Origin of the sequence: Sphingopyxis sp. SE2, from assembly GCF_032227185.1 — a bacterium.
GTDB lineage: Bacteria > Pseudomonadota > Alphaproteobacteria > Sphingomonadales > Sphingomonadaceae > Sphingopyxis.
Window position 1 is genome coordinate 4,289,146 of sequence record NZ_JAPMXW010000001.1, and the last position, 14,871, is coordinate 4,304,016.

Here is a 14,871-nt window from a genome sequence, read left to right on the forward strand (position 1 = left end):
ACCCCTTTCCTACATTATCCCGCCATGCCAGCCTCGCGTTTCCGGCTCTTTGACTCGTCCGCAACCGCTGCCCCGCCGCCCGCGCGAAACATCGCGCCCGCGTGCGACCTTTGCGATCTTTCGCCCGTCCGCACCGTGGGCAATCTTTGCGATCTTGGCCCAGCCGTCCCTCGCACGCGATGGGGCGTCAACTTCGTCAACTTCCGCCGTGCGGCCGGGAAGGCGTCACTCCCTGCTGACAGCGCCGCAAACCCCTGCTAACGGCGCCCGATGACGACTCCCCTTTCGCATATCCGCAATTTTTCAATCATCGCGCACATCGACCATGGCAAGTCGACGCTCGCCGACCGGCTGATCCAGTTCACCGGCGGGCTGACCGCGCGCGAGATGTCGGCGCAAGTCCTTGATAATATGGACATCGAGAAGGAGCGCGGGATCACGATCAAGGCGCAGACGGTGCGCCTCAAATATACCGCGAAGGACGGCGAAACCTACGAGCTCAATCTGATGGACACGCCGGGGCACGTTGACTTCGCCTATGAAGTGTCGCGGTCGCTCGCGGCGTGCGAGGGTGCGCTGCTCGTCGTCGACGCGGCGCAGGGGGTCGAGGCGCAGACGCTCGCGAACGTCTATCAGTCGATCGAGCATGATCACGAAATCGTGCCGGTGATCAACAAGATCGACCTGCCCGCGGCCGACGTCGACAAGGTGAAGGCCGAGATCGAGGATATCATCGGGCTGCCCGCCGACGACGCGGTGCTCGCGTCGGCGAAGTCGGGGATCGGCATCGAGGAATGTCTCGAGGCAATCGTCACCAAAATCCCGCCGCCGAAGGGCGATCCGACCGCGCCCTTGCTCGCGATGCTCGTCGACAGCTGGTACGACCCCTATCTGGGCGTCGTCATCCTCGTCCGCGTCGTCGACGGCGTGCTCAAGAAGGGCCAGCAGATCAAGTTCATGCAGGCGGGCACCACCCACCTGATCGACCGCGTCGGCTGCTTCACGCCGAAGCGCGAGGAGCTGACCGAGATCGGCCCCGGCGAGATCGGCTTCATCACCGCGCAGATCAAGGACGTCGCGCAGGCGCGCGTCGGCGACACCGTGACCGACGCGAAAAAGCCCGCCGCGGCGCCGCTGCCGGGGTTCAAGGAAGTCCAGCCGGTCGTCTTCTGCGGCCTGTTCCCGACCGACGCGAACGATTTCGAGAAATTGCGCGAGAGCATCCAGAAACTCCGCCTCAACGACGCGAGCTTCAGTTTCGAGATGGAAAGCTCGGCCGCGCTCGGCTTCGGCTTCCGCTGCGGTTTCCTCGGTCTGCTCCACCTCGAGATCATTCAGGAGCGGCTGACGCGCGAATATGACCTCGACCTCATCACCACCGCGCCGTCGGTGGTCTACAAGCTGAAGCTCGGCCACACGAAGAATGAGGCGGCGAAGGAGATCGAGCTCCACAACCCCGCCGACATGCCCGACCCCAACCGCATCGACGAGATCGAGGAGCCGTGGATCGAGGCCGTCATTTACGTGCCCGACGACTATCTCGGCCCGATCCTGAAGCTCTGCCAGGACCGCCGCGGGGTGCAGAAGAACCTCACTTATGTGGGCGGCCGCGCGCAGATCACCTATGAGCTGCCATTGAACGAGGTGGTGTTCGATTTCTATGACCGGCTGAAGAGCATCAGCCGCGGTTATGCGTCGTTCGACTATCACCAGATCGGCCACCGCGCCGGCGACCTCGTCAAGATGAGCATCCTCGTCAACAACGAGCCGGTCGATGCGCTGAGCATGATCGTCCACCGCGGCAGCGCCGAAAGCCGCGGCCGCGGCATGTGCGAGCGCCTCAAGGACCTGATCCCGCGCCACATGTTCAAGATCCCGATCCAGGCGGCGATCGGCGGCAAGGTGATCGCCCGCGAAACCATCGCCGCGCTGCGCAAGGACGTGACCGCCAAATGCTACGGCGGCGACGCGACCCGCAAGAAAAAGCTGCTGGAAAAGCAGAAAGAGGGCAAAAAGCGGATGCGGGAGTATGGCAATGTGAACATTCCGCAGGAGGCGTTTATCGCCGCGCTGCGGATGGGGGATGATGCGTAGTTATGCTAAGAGCTGTAAGACATAATTTTTCTAAGTTCGTCCTTGGACAAATCTTGTCTATTTAGTTCGTAATACAGAAATGGAGCATATCGCTGCAGGCCTGCTAAAGAGACAATATCATTGCAGTAATTTTCTACGTATTCTTGTCTCGATTCTATGCATCTTTCCTCGTTAAGCTTTAGTCTGACAATTGTCGATTCTGCTAAATCGATAATATCTTTATTTAAATTTTCGGATATTTTAAGCTGTAGAGAAGGGAAGTCGATCTGAAAAGGACTTGCCGTTATGCTGGCGGGGTCGAGGACATCTTGATGATCTCCTTTCCGACCATTTAAGCGTCCGCAAACTAGTCGGAAGTTGCTCCATTCATATGCAAGTGCCGGATTTACGCTCTTTGGCGTAAAATGTTCGACCGTATCGCTCCCTGTATCCTTGGGAATGTAGTGACAGGTGTAAGCAAGAGCGACTCTATCTATCTGAGCGGTTCTTTCTCTCTTTCCTCCTCCAACCGCACGATCCGCACCACGCACCGCGCCGGAATCTCGATGATCCCGCTCAGCCACAGATGCTCGTCTCCGACGAGCATGGCCGATCCGGCGAGGACCTTCACGCAATCGTCGTCGTGGATCAGTCGGCCGACCGACAGGCAGACTTGCGTCTCGCCGGGATCGAAGTCGGCGTAGCTGGTCCAGCCGCCTTCGGGCTCGCGCGGCTGGATCCATTCGATCGCGACGGTGCGGCCGAAGCGGGCCGCGATGCGGTTGGCGCGGATGTCGTCCGGGAGGCTCATGCTTCGCCTCCCGCCCGCGGCTGGTTTGCTCCGGTCGCGTCCGCGTCCGCTTCGGCGGTGCCGGCGGCTTCGGCTTCCCGCGCCTGCTTCGCTGCCTTCCACGCCGCCCAGCTTTCCTCGCTGTACGCTGCGTTCCATTCGCGTTCGAGCTCGGCGATCGTGCGTTCGATGCGGCGGCGGGTGGTGTCGCGTTCGCTTCCCGTGCCGCCGCCGCGAAGGCGCTTGTCGGCGAGGAAGCCGTGGGGGTGCCGGTACACCGGCTGGCGCGCTTGCTGCCAGGCCTCGGCGCGTTCGCGGAGGCGGTTGGCGCCGGCGCGCATGTCGCCACGGGCGATTTTTCCGGCGGCAATGTCGCTTTCGCCGGCCTCGCCCGCGACCATGAAATCCTCGTAGCGTTCGAACCAGATTTCGTCCTCGCGGCCGCCCTCGGCCCACGGGACATGATCGGCGGGGGGCGGGCTCGGGTTCGACAGGTCGCCGCCTTCCTGCGCCTCCCAGTCGATATTGCCCGCGCCCGCGGCCAGCGGCACGATCATGTCGGGGTGGTGCATGTGCCACTCATGCTTTTGCGGGTTGGTATAGGCGTCCTCGCGGCGCACCGCGTCCCAGTCGGTGCCGGGGCCGGTGAGCATGTCCCATGCGGCGCGCTTGACCGGATCGTGCGAGATTTGGCGCTGATAGGCGGTGCGGATGATGCGCAGGCGGTCGTCGAGGTCGCCCTCCTGCCGGTTCGCGCGCTGCTGATGTTCGAGCAGCTTCGCCTGCCGCTCGGCCTCCCACTCGGCGCGCCATTTTTCGCGCAGGCGGCGGATCGCGTGCGGCACCGCACTGGCGGGGCGGCCGTCGACGGGATCGACGCCGGCGAAATTCTCGGGAAAGCGGCTCGCGGCGATATGCTGCATCGCGCGGATGTGCGGGCGGCGGCGCTCGAGGATGACCTCTCCGCGCTTCGAGATCGTCTCGGGCACGCCATAGATCGCATATTCCATCAGCAGGTCGGCGACGCGGCGCGCGCCCGCCTCGACCGCGCGGTCCCATGCCGCGGCGAAGCTCTCGGCACCCGCGCGCTTGCGGAGATGGTAGAGCGCGGAGGTGCTGTGGCCGATCGCCTTCGCCGCCATGCTGACCGCGCCGGTCGCGGCGAGCTGCGCGATGAAGATGCGCTGTTTCTGCGCGTTGATGCCGGTCCAGCGCTTGCTGTGCTGCGGGGCGGGGGTGAAGGCGAGCTCGGGCGGGAGGTCGTCGGGGTCGATGGTGGCGTCGATCGCGGGGTCGGGGACGGGGTCGGCGCCGGGATCGATGAGGGCGGGGAGGGGCGGGAGGATTTCCTGCGGCATGGCTCGGCTCCTTGGTTCATGGATTTCCATAAGTGAACCATATAGGAATAATGTAGGAAAGCGGTTTTTCACGTGCGGCCGGCGGGCGCCTGTCGGGATCGGGCGTGCGGTGGGGAAAAACCCGGGGTTTGGGCGCTCCGGCTTTCGTGGTAAGAAACGCGTGCTGCTTCGGTTCGCCTTGGGGAAGGGGAATTGTCATGCGTCATCATTTCCGGATCGCGGCGGCCGTCGGCGTGGGGCTGTCGGCCGCGAGTTTCACGCCGCCCGCGGGCTTTTCGGCGGCGGCGCTCGACGCGCTCGACCCGAGCCGGCTCGCGAGCCTGTCGTGCGGCGCGCGGCGCGCGGGGTCGATGCTGGCGAACGAGCTGCTGATCGCGGCGGCGGTCGCGGCGCCGGCGAGCGCGGGGCGGACGATCCCGCTCTATCCCGATCTTGCGAAATCGCGCTTTCCGGTGTCGACGCGCGACGACCGGGCGCGGCGCTATTTCAGCCAGGGTCTGCTGATGAGCTATGGCTTCAACCATGCGGGTGCGGTGCGGTCGTTCCGCGAGGCTCAGCGCGCCGACCCCGGATGCGCGATGTGCTGGTGGGGCGAGGCGGCGGCGCTGGGGCCGAACATCAACGCGCCGATGGACGAGCGCGACCGGGATGCGGCGCTGGGTGCGATGGAGCGCGCGATGGCGCTGCGCGCGGGCGCGACGCCGATCGAGCGCGCGCTGATCGAGGCGGTGGCGCGGCGCTATTCGCGCGACGCGGGGCAGGACCGCGCGGCGCTCGACGCCGCCTATGCCGATGCGATGCTCGATGTCGCGCGGCGCTTTCCGGGCGACGACGATGTCGCGGTGCTCGCGGCCGAGGCGGCAATGAACACGACGCCGTGGAATTATTGGGAAGCCGACGCGAAGACGCCGGTCGGGCGGAGCGGGGAGGCGGTGCGGCTGGTCGAGGGGGTGCTCGCGCGCAATCCCGACCATGTGCAGGCGAACCACCTCTATATCCACCTCGTCGAATCGACCGACCCGGCGCGCGCCGAGGCGGCGGCCGACCGGCTGGCGAACCCGCTGGCGCCGAGCGCGGCGCATCTTGTGCATATGCCGGGGCATATCTTTCAGCGGCGCGGGCGGCATGCCGATTCGATCCGCGTCAATGTCGCGGCGGCGCGGGCGGACGAGGCCTATATCCGCGATGCGGGCGATCAGGGGCTCGTGCGCTACGGCTATTATCCGCACAATGTCCATTTCATCGTGACCTCGGCGCAGATGGCGGGCGACCTTCGCACCGCGATCGAGGAGGCGCGGCGGCTGCGCAGCCTGCTCGATCCCGACACGTCGGCGTCGATCGCGTGGATCCAGTCGATCGACGCGGCGCCTTATTTTGCGATGGCGCAGTTCGCCGAGCCGAAGGCGATCCTCGCGATGCCCGCGCCCGACGCGCGGCTGCCCTATCCGAGCGCGATGCGCCATTATGCGCGCGCCACCGCCCTTGCGCGGCTGCGCGATCGCAAGGGGTTCGAGGGCGAACTGGCGGCGATGGCGAAGCTCAGGACATCGGACGCGTTCCAGGTGATGGTCGATCAGGGGGTGCCGGGACCAGATCTGGTGCTGCTCGCCGAAACGGTTGCGCGCGGGCGCTTCGCCGCGGCAGAGGGGCGTCACGACGCGGCGGCAGGCTTCTACCGCGAAGCGATCGGGATCGAGGCCAAGCTGCCCTATCAGGAGCCGCCCTACTGGTATTTCCCGGTGAAACAGTCGCTGGGCGCCGCGCTGTTCGAGCAGCGCCGCTATGCCGAAGCGAGCGAGGCGTTCCGCGGCGCGCTGACGCAGATGCCGAACAATGGCTGGGCGCTCTATGGGCTTCAGCGCAGCGAGGCGATGCAGGGCAAAAGGCTCGAGGCGGCGGCGGCGGGCAAGGCCTTGTCGAAGGCGTGGCTCGGCGACCGGCGCTGGCTGCGCATGGATCGGCTGTAGAGACGGTCTACATCTCGATGGTGATCCGCACCTTCGACGGGGTGGTGCCCGCGGCATGGGCGATTTCGGCGCGCATCCGGCCGACGAGGTCGGCGAGATGGTCGCCGCCGGGCGCGCTGTCGCGGCTCAGCAGCTCGGCCGGCGAGGTTCCGAGGAGGTCGGCGAGCGCCTGAAGCCGCGCGAGCCGCGGGCGTGAGCGACCCTGTTCCCAATAGCAGATCGAGGTGACGGTGACGCCGAGCCGGTCGGCGAGATCGGTCTTGCTCAGCCCCCGGCTTCGGCGCAGCCGCGCGAGGCGGTCGCCGAGCACTTCGTAAGACGGGTTGATGTCCGGGTGGGCGGGGATCACGGGGGCGCAACCTTTCCGACTTCGAGGTGCAACATTAGCAAAGTTAAGCATTGTTCGGCTTTCAACATTTCACTGATCCAGGCCGGAGAAATTGCTGAGGGTTTGGCGGTGCAACGATTGCCGCGATGCCTTGCATTGCCTATCGTCGGAGCATCGGGAGACTGCGATGACCGGTACGGACGGGCAGCGTATGGCGAAAATCCAGCCGCGGATCGAGGATGTCGCGGTGCATAGCGCGCTCAACGACGGCACCGCGGTGTGCCTGCGCACGATCACCCCCGACGACGCGCCGCTGATTCGCGACGGCATCGCCAAATTGTCGGCGGAATCGCGCTATCTTCGCTTTTTCTCGCCCGCGCCAGTGCTGCCCGATGCGGTGGTACGCAAACTCGCCGATGTTGACGGCCACGACCATATCGCATGGGGCGCGATCTGCAGCGAATGCCCCGGGCGCCCGCCGATCGGCGCGGTGCATGCGGTGCGACACCGGGCGGGCGGTCCGGTGGGCGAATTTTCGATCGCGGTCCTCGACGAATTTCAGGGACAGGGGCTCGCGCGGATGATGACCGCGGCGCTGCTCGTCCACTGCCGCGCCGAAGGACTCGGCACGCTCGACGTCCATATGCTGTCGGAAAATGCCGCAGCGCGGCGGCTGGTCAAATCGCTCGGCGCGGCATGGGCGGGCGAGACGGCGGGGGTCGCCGACTATAAGCTCGACGTCGCGGCGGCGATCGATGCGCTGCGCGCCGACGCCGGCGCGCCGGGGGTGCAGGACGTGCTACGCGCGCTCGAAGGGGAATAGTCCCTCCCGCCGCCCCGGGTCGCTTGGGGTGGCGGGAGGGTGGTCCGTTAGCGGTCGCTGAAAGCGTGTGCCCGTCCCGAACCCGTCATTAACCCTATTTGCGGAACGCCGGCGTGACGCCGATCACAGTGCGCACCGAAAATGCGGCGCGCAAAACAAAGGGCGCCGGAATCGACCGGCGCCCTTCGCCCTGCCCTTTAGGGAAGGCAGCCCTTATTTCGTCTGCGTGTCGCCGACGCCGCTTTCGGACGGGGCGATTTCGCCGTTGTCGTCCATCGCGTTGGCCTTTTCTTCGCCCATTTCCTCGACGACATCAGCCTTGTTTTCCATGGCTTCCTTCGCGGCGCCTTCGGGCATCGCGTCGGCCTGATCGTCGATCGCTTCGGCCTGAGCTTCAGCCTGATCCTCGACCTTGTCGGCCTGCGGGCTCTGGCAGGCGCCGAGTGCGAGGGCCGAGGTGGCGGCGAGGGTGATGAACATCTTGCGCATATTGAGTGACTCCCAAAGTTGACTCGGGGGCTTAACGCGGGATGAACAATTGGGTTGCAACAAAATCGTCATCACATTGGAATCGCGCCGATTTTCTTTTATACGCAGGTGCCGCGTCAGCCGTCCGACTTGACCTTCACCCACACCTGGACCGTCGCGGCGAACTTGCCCGGCGCGGGCGGCGTGACGTCGATGCGCTCGGCGGTGACGAGCTCGCCGGTCGCGAGATTGAAGCTGGCCCAAGGCTTGGGCATGCGGCCGAAGCTCATCTTCTGGATCGGCTGGCCGGAGGCGATGTTCATGATCGTAGCGGTGATACCCATGGCGCGCCGCTAGCGGGATGCCCCCACCGCTGTCCAGCCGCAGGCAAAAAAAGAGGGCGCCCGAAGCGCCCTCTTCATGCCTGGTCCGGTCCCGCGGCCCTTAAAAGCGCTGTTGGCGCTCGTAGAGGTCGCGGTAGTGCTGGATGCGCGTGACGCGCAATCCGGGCATGCCGCTGCGGTCGATCGACCGTTGCCAGCCGGCAAATTCCTCGAGGGTCAGCCCATAGCGTTCGCACGCTTCGTCGACGGACAGGAGCCCGCCGTTGACGGCCGCGACGACTTCCGCCTTGCGGCGAACGACCCAGCGGGTCGTCGTCGACGGGGGCAGCGAGTCCAGCGTCAGCGGTTCGCCCAAGGGGCCGATGACCTGTGCGGGACGGATTTTCTGATTCTCGATCATGCTCATTCCATATTTGCAACGTCGGAGGGGGGTGTGTCCGACGCTTCATGCTCTAAATCAGAGGGATTCAACATCGATTGAAATCCTCTGGTAAACAGGCCGTTCATAGTTTCGGGCAGGGCGTTCGCATCGTAGGACAGATCGAAGAAGCGAACGACGGGAGGAGCCTTTTGTTCCGTCGAACCGCGTTCGCCGCACAGAATGCTTCGAAGGGCGTTAAGCTTTGCCGCATGGCGATCGCGCTGCGCCTGCGCCCGCAACTGGCGCACCGTCGGCAGCATCGCCTGGCGCGCGCTGGAGACGGCCAATATGATGTCGAAGCCGGGCTTCGACAGTCGGGCCGCGCCGGCGATGCGCGGAAGATCGGACGGAACGAGGTTCATGCGACTCGTCTAGCCCACAGGAGCTAAGGTCCAGTAAATGCCCGTTTCAGCACCCGTTAGCGAAGCTTAACCCCCGTCAATATCTTGACAGGCACGGCGGAAAAGCTGGCATTTTTCTCTTCCTATCCCTAGATGGCGCCAACCATGATCGAGACGATTTCCTCCCCCGCCGGGCTCGCCCAGGCCGATTTTCAGCTGCCGATGCCGCTGAAAGACAGGCGAATCGTCGTCGCGATGTCGGGCGGAGTCGACTCGAGCGTCGTCGCCGCGCTCGCCGCGCGGTCGGGCGCCGAGGTCATCGGCGTGACGCTGCAGCTCTACGATCATGGCGCGAAGGCGAAGCGCGTCGGTGCCTGCTGCGCGGGGCAGGACATTCGCGACGCGCGGGCGGTGGCCGACCGGCTGGGCTTCGCGCACCATGTCTATGATCATGAAAGCCGCTTTCGCGATACGGTGATCGACCAGTTCGCCGACGAATATCTAGCCGGCCGGACGCCGATCCCGTGCGTGCGCTGCAACATGGGGGTGAAGTTCACCGACCTGTTTCGCCTGGCAAAGGATCTGGGCGCCGATTGCCTTGCGACCGGCCATTATGTCCGGCGCGTGATGGGGCCTGCGGGCGCCGAGCTTCACCGCGCGGTCGACCCGGCGCGCGACCAGAGCTATTTCCTGTTCGCGACGACGCAGGACCAGCTCGACTTCCTGCGCTTTCCCCTGGGCGGCCTCGAAAAGAGCGTGGTGCGCGAGATCGCGCGCGAGCTGGGGCTCGGCGTCGCGGGCAAGCCCGACAGCCAGGACATCTGCTTCGTCCCCGACGGCGACTATGCGACGCTGGTGAAGAAGCTGCGTCCCGAGGCCGACGATCGGGGCGACATCGTCCATGTCGACGGCAGCGTGCTCGGCGCGCACAAGGGGCTCATTCATTATACCGTCGGCCAGCGGCGCGGGATCGAGATCGGCGGGCAGGCCGAGCCGCTTTACGTCGTGCGCCTCGATGCGGAGAAGAAGGAGGTCGTCGTCGGGCCGCGGCGCGCGCTTGGCGTTTCGGGTGCGCGGCTGGGCGAGGCGAACTGGCTCGCCGCGGTCGAAGGCCGCGACGTTCTGGCGAAGGTGCGCAGCATGGCGAAGCCGGTGCCGGCGAAGGTCGCGGACGACCGGCTGATCTTTGCCGAAGCCGAATATGGTGTCGCGCCGGGGCAGGCGGCGGTGCTGTACGATGCCGCCGACACTTCGCGCGTGCTGGGCGGCGGCTGGATCGAAGAGACGTTCGCGGCGGAATAGATTGAACTTTCTTCCCCGATGCCGCAGCTTGCCGGCAAACAGGGGAGAAATATGATGGTCAATATGGTCTTGCGCGGCGCCGTTCTGCTCTGGGCGGCTTTCTTTGCCATCGTCGGCGCGCGCGGGCTGTTGGACCCCGCGAGCTATACCGAGACCTTCGGCTTTACGATCAGCGGCGTCGCGATCAACACGCTGCGCGCCGATCTGTCGTCCTTTTTTCTCGTCTCGGCGGGCACGGCGGCGCTCGGCGCATTGGTCCCGGCGTGGGTGCGTGCGTTGCTGGTGCCCGCGGCGCTTTACGGCACCGCGCTCGCCGGACGGTTGATCGGCGTCGCGATGGGCGACCCGACCAATTTCGGCATCGTGCAGGGCATGATCGTCGAGGCATTGTCGGTACTGCTGATGATCGGCAGCTGGTGGGTGCTGTCGCGGCCGGCGGTAGCGCCGGTCGATGGGGCGGCGGACACGGGATATTAGTTTCTCGGGTGGCGGCTTTGGGCCGGAAGCAGCCATTTAATCCTCCCTGCGGCGAAGCCGTGGGGAGGGGGAGTGCAGGGTCGTCCAGTCCCCCGGACTGGACTTGGATTGCCGGGGGCAATCCAACCCTACACTCCGCCGCAGGCGGTGGTGGAGGGCGACGACGGTAGCGCCATCGGCCCCTTCGTCAGCGCTTCGCGCTGCCACCTCCCCATGCCTTCGGCATAGGGAGGATATTTCTTTCCTCGTCATCCCGGACTTGATCCGGGATCCATTCTCGCAGCGTTGAGTGGATCCCGGATCCGGGATGACGAATATTGGAAAACGGCAGCTCCCCACCCCAATACCGACGCGCTGATATCGGCGGATTTCGGGCGTTGCTTGTCTTTTTAACCATTATGTGAGCTACTGCGCGCCGGGTCGCTTCTGTTTTCCTTTGTGGTGGGGAGGAAGCATATGACAAGCGATGGGGACAAGAGGTCGAGCAGGGACCGGCGGGCGAGCGACCGCCGCGTCGCCGACGACCCCGATTTCAAGGGACCGGATCGTCGCAAGGGCGACCGGCGAACGGGCAAGGATCGTCGCTCCGACTGAGTGCGACGGCGCGCGCGGACAGGAGAAGAATTTTGACCGAACCGTGCGTGCCGCGCCTCAGCGTCGATATCGTGTCCGACGTGATGTGTCCGTGGTGCATCATCGGCTGGCTGAAATTCCGCAAGGTGATGGACCATTTTGCGGGCCGGCTGGATTTCCGCGTCCAGTGGCATCCGTTCGAACTCAATCCCGACATGCCCCCCGAAGGCGAGGATGCGGCAGCGCATGTGATGCGCAAATATGGCATCAGCGCCGAGCAGAGCCGCGCCAATACGGGACGGCTCGCAGGCATCGCGGGGGAGCTGGGTTTCGCTTTCAACCGTGGCCCGGCTTTCCGGATGCGCAACAGTTTCGACGCGCACCGCCTGCTGACCTGGGCGGGGGCGATCGAGGAACCCGAGCAGGACGGCCCTACGGGGGTGCAGACCGCGCTGAAGCTCGCCTTGTTCAAGGCGCATTTTAGCGACAATCGCGATGTCGGCGACGTGCAGGTGCTCGCCGATGTCGCGGTATCGGTCGGGCTCGACCGCGACCGGGCGGCGGCGATCCTCGGCTCGGGCGAGTTCGGCGAAATGGTGCGCACCGAGGAAGCCTATTGGGCGGACCGGAATATCACCGGCGTGCCCGCCTTCATCCTCGGCGGCCGGATGCTGGTTCCCGGCGCGCAGGATCCCGAGATGTTCATCCGCGTGATCGAGAATAAGATACTGGCCGCAGCGGCCTGAGGAACGGTGGCCGGGCGCCGCGCGTTTTCAGGCTACCCCTGAAAGGAGCCGGCTATGATCGACGATCCCCGCAAACCCGAAAACGACGCCCCCGAGGCGCGCAACCGCGAGCAGGACGATGAGGCGGCGCAGGCGCAGAGCGTCGCCGAGGCGGCGCGGCGCGAGGCGCGGCTCGAGGACAGCGACAAGAAGCCGAGCGGCGATGCCAGCGACGATGTGCAGGATCTGGTCGACCATATGCGCCAGATGGAGCGGTCGGGCCGCATCGACATGGACGCCTATCGCGGCGAGCGCAGCGACGATGACGAGGATGACGAGCTGGGCCCCGGCGGGGTCGAGGACGGCGAACCGCGCGGCGCGCCCTGAGATTGCGACCGAAGCGACGCCATAGCGGGCCTGATTCGGCCGGTTGCTCTGCATAGCGGAGCGGCCTCGTCAGGATTTCGCTAAGCTTCTGGCCCTAGGGTCGCGGGCATGGCGGGACCCGATTTTCACTATCCAAGGCGCGGCGCGACGCGCCGGCGCGGACCGGCGCGCGGGCGGCGACGCCATGTCGGATCGAATCTGTGGCTGACACCGATGATGGCGGTGGCCTTCGTCGCGGTGCTTGCCACCTTCCAGCGCTTCCCGGCCGGTTCGGATGCGATGCCCGCTCCCGTCGCCGCATTCTTCGCGGCGGAAGGAGCAGGGACGCGCGACGCGTTGTCGGCGCGCTTCGGCTTTTGCCACAGCGGTGGCGGGCGCGACTGCGTCGTCGACGGCGATACTTTCTGGTTCGCGGGCGAGAAATATCGCGTCGCCGACATCGACACGCCCGAAACGCATCCCGCACGCTGCGCCGAAGAAGCGGCGCTCGGCGAGGCGGCGACCGGGCGGCTCCGCGACTGGCTGAACGCCGGATCGTTCAGCCCCGAAAGTGCGGGGCGCGACACCGATCGTTATGGGCGCAAGCTGCGTATCGTCACGCGCGGCGGAACGAGCGTCGGGTCGGCACTCGTCGCCGAAGGGCTGGCGCGGCCGTGGGAGGGTTCGCGGCGCCCTTGGTGCTAATCCTCGCCGGGGGTTCCCCACAGCGCCTCGTGCACCGTGCCGCGGCCGAGCGACGGTTTGAAGATGAAGGCGAAAAGATAGATGCCGAGCGCGAGGCTGATAACGGCCAGCCCCGCGACCGGATGGACGACGAGCCCGATGATCGCTCCCGTCGCGGCCGAGAGCGAGAGCAGGGTCAGTCGTTGGTGCGCCTTGAGGTCGTGGCTGCGCCGGTCGGTCGCGCGGCCGATAATCGACAGTGCGACGCGCGCGATCGGCGGCAGCGCGAAGGCGAGCGCCATCCACAGCCAGTGATCGCTATCGTTGCCTGCGTCGAACAGGCGGCCGACGAGCCCGGTCGGCGCGCCGCCGAACACCCCGATCGCCGCCATGATCGCCGCCATCGCGAGCGTTTCGGCCAGGTCGACCGCGGCCTCGGGCGCGCCATAGCGCCGCACGCCGTCGGCTCCGGGGAAGGCCGCAATCGCGCCTTCGCCATATTGCGCGCCGAAATAGAGGAGCATCAGCAGCGCCGCCCAGACGTGCAGCGCGTCGGGAAAGGGGGCGGTGAGCGAGCCGTAAAGAAAGCTGCCGAGGAAGGCGGGGTAGATCAGGCTGTAGACATAGGTCGGCAGCCGCATCGGGGTCAGGCTTCGGGGCCGGAAGGGTCGGACTCGGGCGCCCCGTCGTCGGTGTCGGCAGCGGCGTCGGCCGCGCTTTCCGCCGCCGCGTCGTCGGGCGGCAGCAGCGCATCCCTGAGCGGCGCGTTCGGGCCTTCGAGCTGGCGGCCGATGTCGGCGGCGATCAGCTGCGCGACGGGATCGTCGTTGATCGCGGCGAGTTCTTCGTGGCGCGCGGCCAGCGCGGCGGCGCGCTCCTCCTCGGGCAGCTTCGCGACCGCGACATAGAAGCGCACTGCCTGCAGCCATGGTGCGTCGTCGGTCAGCACATCCTCCGCCCAGCGGCTGAACGGCCCGCCCGACACCTGCCACTCACCGTCCTGCCGGTCGAGGAAGAAGAGCACGCGCGACCCGCGCGGGAAGATGTAGCGGACGCAGGCGCCGGCGAGGCTCTGCGGATGCGCCTCTTCGAGCTCATAGGGATTGCTGAGCCGGGCGGCAGCGTCGGTCGCGATCATCGCGGGGAGGGCGATGGGCGCCGAGGGCATCGCGCCCTTGAGCGCCTCGACGGGCTCGATCGCGATCATCTGTTGCCCGGCGTCGTCGGAATCGCCGGCGGTCACGGTGCCGAGCAGGATCAGGTCGGCGCGTTCGACGAGTTCCATATTGGTCGGCACGCGATAACCCGCCGCGACCGAGCAGGCGTATGCGCTCAGCGGCGCGGCGGCGAGCGCGAGGGCGGCGGCGGAGAGGAGCGAGCGCATCGGCAAAGGCTAGCGTTGTCGAAGCCGGTTGGGAAGCCGGCGCGGCTTTCGGGCGTCCCGTCCTGGCCTATGGAGCCGACTCGCTTTCCATGCGTATCATCGCCAGGCTCCCTCCCCGGAGCGGCAAGGAGAATGACCATGGCAGAGCATGACCATAGCGCGATCAAGGAAGACATGACCGTCGTCGGCGCCGACGGCGTCCACATCGGCACGGTCGACCATCTCGAAGGCGAACGCATCAAGCTGACCAAGGCCGACAGCGGCGACGGCAAGCACCATTACCTGCCCGCGGGACTGGTCGCCGCGGTCGAGGGCGACACGGTGCGTCTGTCGGCGAACGCCGCCAATGCGGTTGACCTGTTCGAAGAGGCCGAATAGCCGATCCTGCGAACAACAGAGGGCCGGGCGCGCAATCGGGCGCGCCGGCACCGAACTGGCCTGCCCTCT

Annotated in this window: 20 protein-coding genes; 10 read left to right on the forward strand and 10 right to left on the reverse strand. The window is 66.2% G+C overall.

The window, feature by feature from the left end; all coding sequences use genetic code 11:
• Positions 1-270 precede the first annotated feature (270 nt).
• A complete protein-coding gene (gene lepA, locus OVY29_RS20330; RefSeq protein WP_037553581.1) occupies positions 271-2,094 on the forward strand; it encodes a translation elongation factor 4 in 1,824 nt (607 codons plus the stop codon).
• Between the two features lie 5 nt (positions 2,095-2,099).
• Here lepA and OVY29_RS20335 read toward each other — a convergent pair whose 3' ends face one another.
• From OVY29_RS20335 to OVY29_RS20345, 3 genes are read right to left on the reverse strand one after another with little or no spacing between them, the layout of a single operon-like run.
• Positions 2,100-2,657 (reverse strand): hypothetical protein, encoded by a 558-nt coding sequence (locus OVY29_RS20335; protein ID WP_313912017.1) that lies wholly within the window; start codon positions 2,655-2,657, stop codon positions 2,100-2,102.
• A complete protein-coding gene (locus OVY29_RS20340) occupies positions 2,567-2,884 on the reverse strand; it encodes a hypothetical protein (protein WP_037553580.1) in 318 nt (105 codons plus the stop codon). The genes OVY29_RS20335 and OVY29_RS20340 overlap by 91 nt, the downstream gene beginning before the upstream one ends.
• Positions 2,881-4,221 (reverse strand): hypothetical protein, encoded by a 1,341-nt coding sequence (locus OVY29_RS20345; RefSeq protein ID WP_313912018.1) that lies wholly within the window; start codon positions 4,219-4,221, stop codon positions 2,881-2,883. Before OVY29_RS20345 ends, OVY29_RS20340 begins: the two co-directional genes overlap by 4 nt.
• 197 nt (positions 4,222-4,418) lie before the next feature.
• Here OVY29_RS20345 and OVY29_RS20350 point away from each other — a divergent pair, with 197 nt between their 5' ends.
• Entirely contained in the window at positions 4,419-6,188 is a 1,770-nt protein-coding gene (locus OVY29_RS20350; RefSeq protein ID WP_037554884.1) for a tetratricopeptide repeat protein, read from the forward strand.
• A 7-nt stretch (positions 6,189-6,195) separates the two neighbouring features.
• On the opposite strand, the gene OVY29_RS20355 is transcribed toward OVY29_RS20350, so the two are convergent.
• Entirely contained in the window at positions 6,196-6,537 is a 342-nt protein-coding gene (locus OVY29_RS20355) for a helix-turn-helix domain-containing protein (protein WP_052182168.1), read from the reverse strand.
• Between the two features lie 166 nt (positions 6,538-6,703).
• On the opposite strand from OVY29_RS20355, the gene OVY29_RS20360 reads away from it, so the two are divergent.
• On the forward strand, positions 6,704-7,339 hold the full coding sequence (locus OVY29_RS20360; RefSeq protein ID WP_037554883.1) for a GNAT family N-acetyltransferase: 636 nt from the start codon (positions 6,704-6,706) through the stop codon (positions 7,337-7,339).
• A gap of 213 nt (positions 7,340-7,552) precedes the next feature.
• Here OVY29_RS20360 and OVY29_RS20365 read toward each other — a convergent pair whose 3' ends face one another.
• The 4 genes from OVY29_RS20365 to OVY29_RS20380 form a co-directional block, all read right to left on the reverse strand.
• Positions 7,553-7,828, reverse strand: coding sequence for a hypothetical protein (locus tag OVY29_RS20365; RefSeq protein WP_037554882.1), 276 nt, complete (start codon positions 7,826-7,828; stop codon positions 7,553-7,555).
• 116 nt (positions 7,829-7,944) lie between these two features.
• Positions 7,945-8,151: a hypothetical protein gene (locus OVY29_RS20370; RefSeq protein ID WP_081933052.1), complete on the reverse strand. Its 207-nt coding sequence runs from the start codon at positions 8,149-8,151 to the stop codon at positions 7,945-7,947.
• Between the two features lie 100 nt (positions 8,152-8,251).
• Positions 8,252-8,551, reverse strand: coding sequence for a DUF1153 domain-containing protein (locus tag OVY29_RS20375; RefSeq protein WP_037554894.1), 300 nt, complete (start codon positions 8,549-8,551; stop codon positions 8,252-8,254).
• Positions 8,552-8,553: 2 nt separating this feature from the next.
• Positions 8,554-8,934 carry a hypothetical protein gene (locus tag OVY29_RS20380; protein ID WP_037554881.1) on the reverse strand — a complete coding sequence of 127 codons (381 nt, stop codon included), beginning with the start codon at positions 8,932-8,934 and terminating at the stop codon, positions 8,554-8,556.
• A gap of 144 nt (positions 8,935-9,078) precedes the next feature.
• Between OVY29_RS20380 and mnmA the strand changes: the two genes are divergently transcribed.
• The 6 genes from mnmA (at position 9,079) to OVY29_RS20410 (ending at position 13,061) form a co-directional block, all read left to right on the forward strand.
• Entirely contained in the window at positions 9,079-10,215 is a 1,137-nt protein-coding gene (mnmA, locus tag OVY29_RS20385) for a tRNA 2-thiouridine(34) synthase MnmA (protein WP_313912019.1), read from the forward strand.
• A gap of 51 nt (positions 10,216-10,266) precedes the next feature.
• Positions 10,267-10,692, forward strand: coding sequence for a hypothetical protein (locus OVY29_RS20390; RefSeq protein WP_235211485.1), 426 nt, complete (start codon positions 10,267-10,269; stop codon positions 10,690-10,692).
• Between the two features lie 456 nt (positions 10,693-11,148).
• Complete coding sequence (locus OVY29_RS20395) at positions 11,149-11,286, forward strand: hypothetical protein (protein WP_200880165.1); 138 nt, start codon at positions 11,149-11,151, stop codon at positions 11,284-11,286.
• A gap of 32 nt (positions 11,287-11,318) precedes the next feature.
• Positions 11,319-12,011, forward strand: a complete 693-nt coding sequence (locus OVY29_RS20400; RefSeq protein WP_037554879.1) for a DsbA family oxidoreductase — start codon at positions 11,319-11,321, stop codon at positions 12,009-12,011.
• A 54-nt stretch (positions 12,012-12,065) separates the two neighbouring features.
• Entirely contained in the window at positions 12,066-12,377 is a 312-nt protein-coding gene (locus OVY29_RS20405; protein WP_037554878.1) for a hypothetical protein, read from the forward strand.
• A 108-nt stretch (positions 12,378-12,485) separates the two neighbouring features.
• Positions 12,486-13,061: a thermonuclease family protein gene (locus tag OVY29_RS20410; RefSeq protein WP_152567595.1), complete on the forward strand. Its 576-nt coding sequence runs from the start codon at positions 12,486-12,488 to the stop codon at positions 13,059-13,061.
• On the opposite strand, the gene OVY29_RS20415 is transcribed toward OVY29_RS20410, so the two are convergent.
• Positions 13,058-13,681: a hypothetical protein gene (locus OVY29_RS20415; protein ID WP_037554877.1), complete on the reverse strand. Its 624-nt coding sequence runs from the start codon at positions 13,679-13,681 to the stop codon at positions 13,058-13,060. The genes OVY29_RS20410 and OVY29_RS20415 overlap by 4 nt on opposite strands.
• A 5-nt stretch (positions 13,682-13,686) precedes the next feature.
• A complete protein-coding gene (locus tag OVY29_RS20420; protein WP_037554876.1) occupies positions 13,687-14,424 on the reverse strand; it encodes a hypothetical protein in 738 nt (245 codons plus the stop codon).
• Positions 14,425-14,562: 138 nt separating this feature from the next.
• Between OVY29_RS20420 and OVY29_RS20425 the strand changes: the two genes are divergently transcribed.
• A complete protein-coding gene (locus OVY29_RS20425) occupies positions 14,563-14,802 on the forward strand; it encodes a DUF2171 domain-containing protein (protein ID WP_037554875.1) in 240 nt (79 codons plus the stop codon).
• Positions 14,803-14,871: the final 69 nt, after the last annotated feature.

Bases quoted from the DNA above. Each gene is read 5' to 3' on its own strand.
- OVY29_RS20375 (WP_037554894.1), bottom strand. From the start codon at position 8,551: ATGATCGAGAATCAGAAAATCCGTCCCGCACAGGTCATCGGCCCCTTG.
- OVY29_RS20360 (WP_037554883.1), top strand. From the start codon at position 6,704: ATGACCGGTACGGACGGGCAGCGTATGGCGAAAATCCAGCCGCGGATC.
- OVY29_RS20420 (WP_037554876.1), bottom strand. From the start codon at position 14,424: ATGCGCTCGCTCCTCTCCGCCGCCGCCCTCGCGCTCGCCGCCGCGCCG.
- mnmA (WP_313912019.1), top strand. From the start codon at position 9,079: ATGATCGAGACGATTTCCTCCCCCGCCGGGCTCGCCCAGGCCGATTTT.
- lepA (WP_037553581.1), top strand. From the start codon at position 271: ATGACGACTCCCCTTTCGCATATCCGCAATTTTTCAATCATCGCGCAC.
- OVY29_RS20395 (WP_200880165.1), top strand. From the start codon at position 11,149: ATGACAAGCGATGGGGACAAGAGGTCGAGCAGGGACCGGCGGGCGAGC.
- OVY29_RS20365 (WP_037554882.1), bottom strand. From the start codon at position 7,828: ATGCGCAAGATGTTCATCACCCTCGCCGCCACCTCGGCCCTCGCACTC.
- OVY29_RS20415 (WP_037554877.1), bottom strand. From the start codon at position 13,681: ATGCGGCTGCCGACCTATGTCTACAGCCTGATCTACCCCGCCTTCCTC.
- OVY29_RS20390 (WP_235211485.1), top strand. From the start codon at position 10,267: ATGATGGTCAATATGGTCTTGCGCGGCGCCGTTCTGCTCTGGGCGGCT.
- OVY29_RS20380 (WP_037554881.1), bottom strand. From the start codon at position 8,934: ATGAACCTCGTTCCGTCCGATCTTCCGCGCATCGCCGGCGCGGCCCGA.
- OVY29_RS20370 (WP_081933052.1), bottom strand. From the start codon at position 8,151: ATGGGTATCACCGCTACGATCATGAACATCGCCTCCGGCCAGCCGATC.
- OVY29_RS20425 (WP_037554875.1), top strand. From the start codon at position 14,563: ATGGCAGAGCATGACCATAGCGCGATCAAGGAAGACATGACCGTCGTC.
- OVY29_RS20345 (WP_313912018.1), bottom strand. From the start codon at position 4,221: ATGCCGCAGGAAATCCTCCCGCCCCTCCCCGCCCTCATCGATCCCGGC.
- OVY29_RS20350 (WP_037554884.1), top strand. From the start codon at position 4,419: ATGCGTCATCATTTCCGGATCGCGGCGGCCGTCGGCGTGGGGCTGTCG.
- OVY29_RS20405 (WP_037554878.1), top strand. From the start codon at position 12,066: ATGATCGACGATCCCCGCAAACCCGAAAACGACGCCCCCGAGGCGCGC.
- OVY29_RS20410 (WP_152567595.1), top strand. From the start codon at position 12,486: ATGGCGGGACCCGATTTTCACTATCCAAGGCGCGGCGCGACGCGCCGG.
- OVY29_RS20340 (WP_037553580.1), bottom strand. From the start codon at position 2,884: ATGAGCCTCCCGGACGACATCCGCGCCAACCGCATCGCGGCCCGCTTC.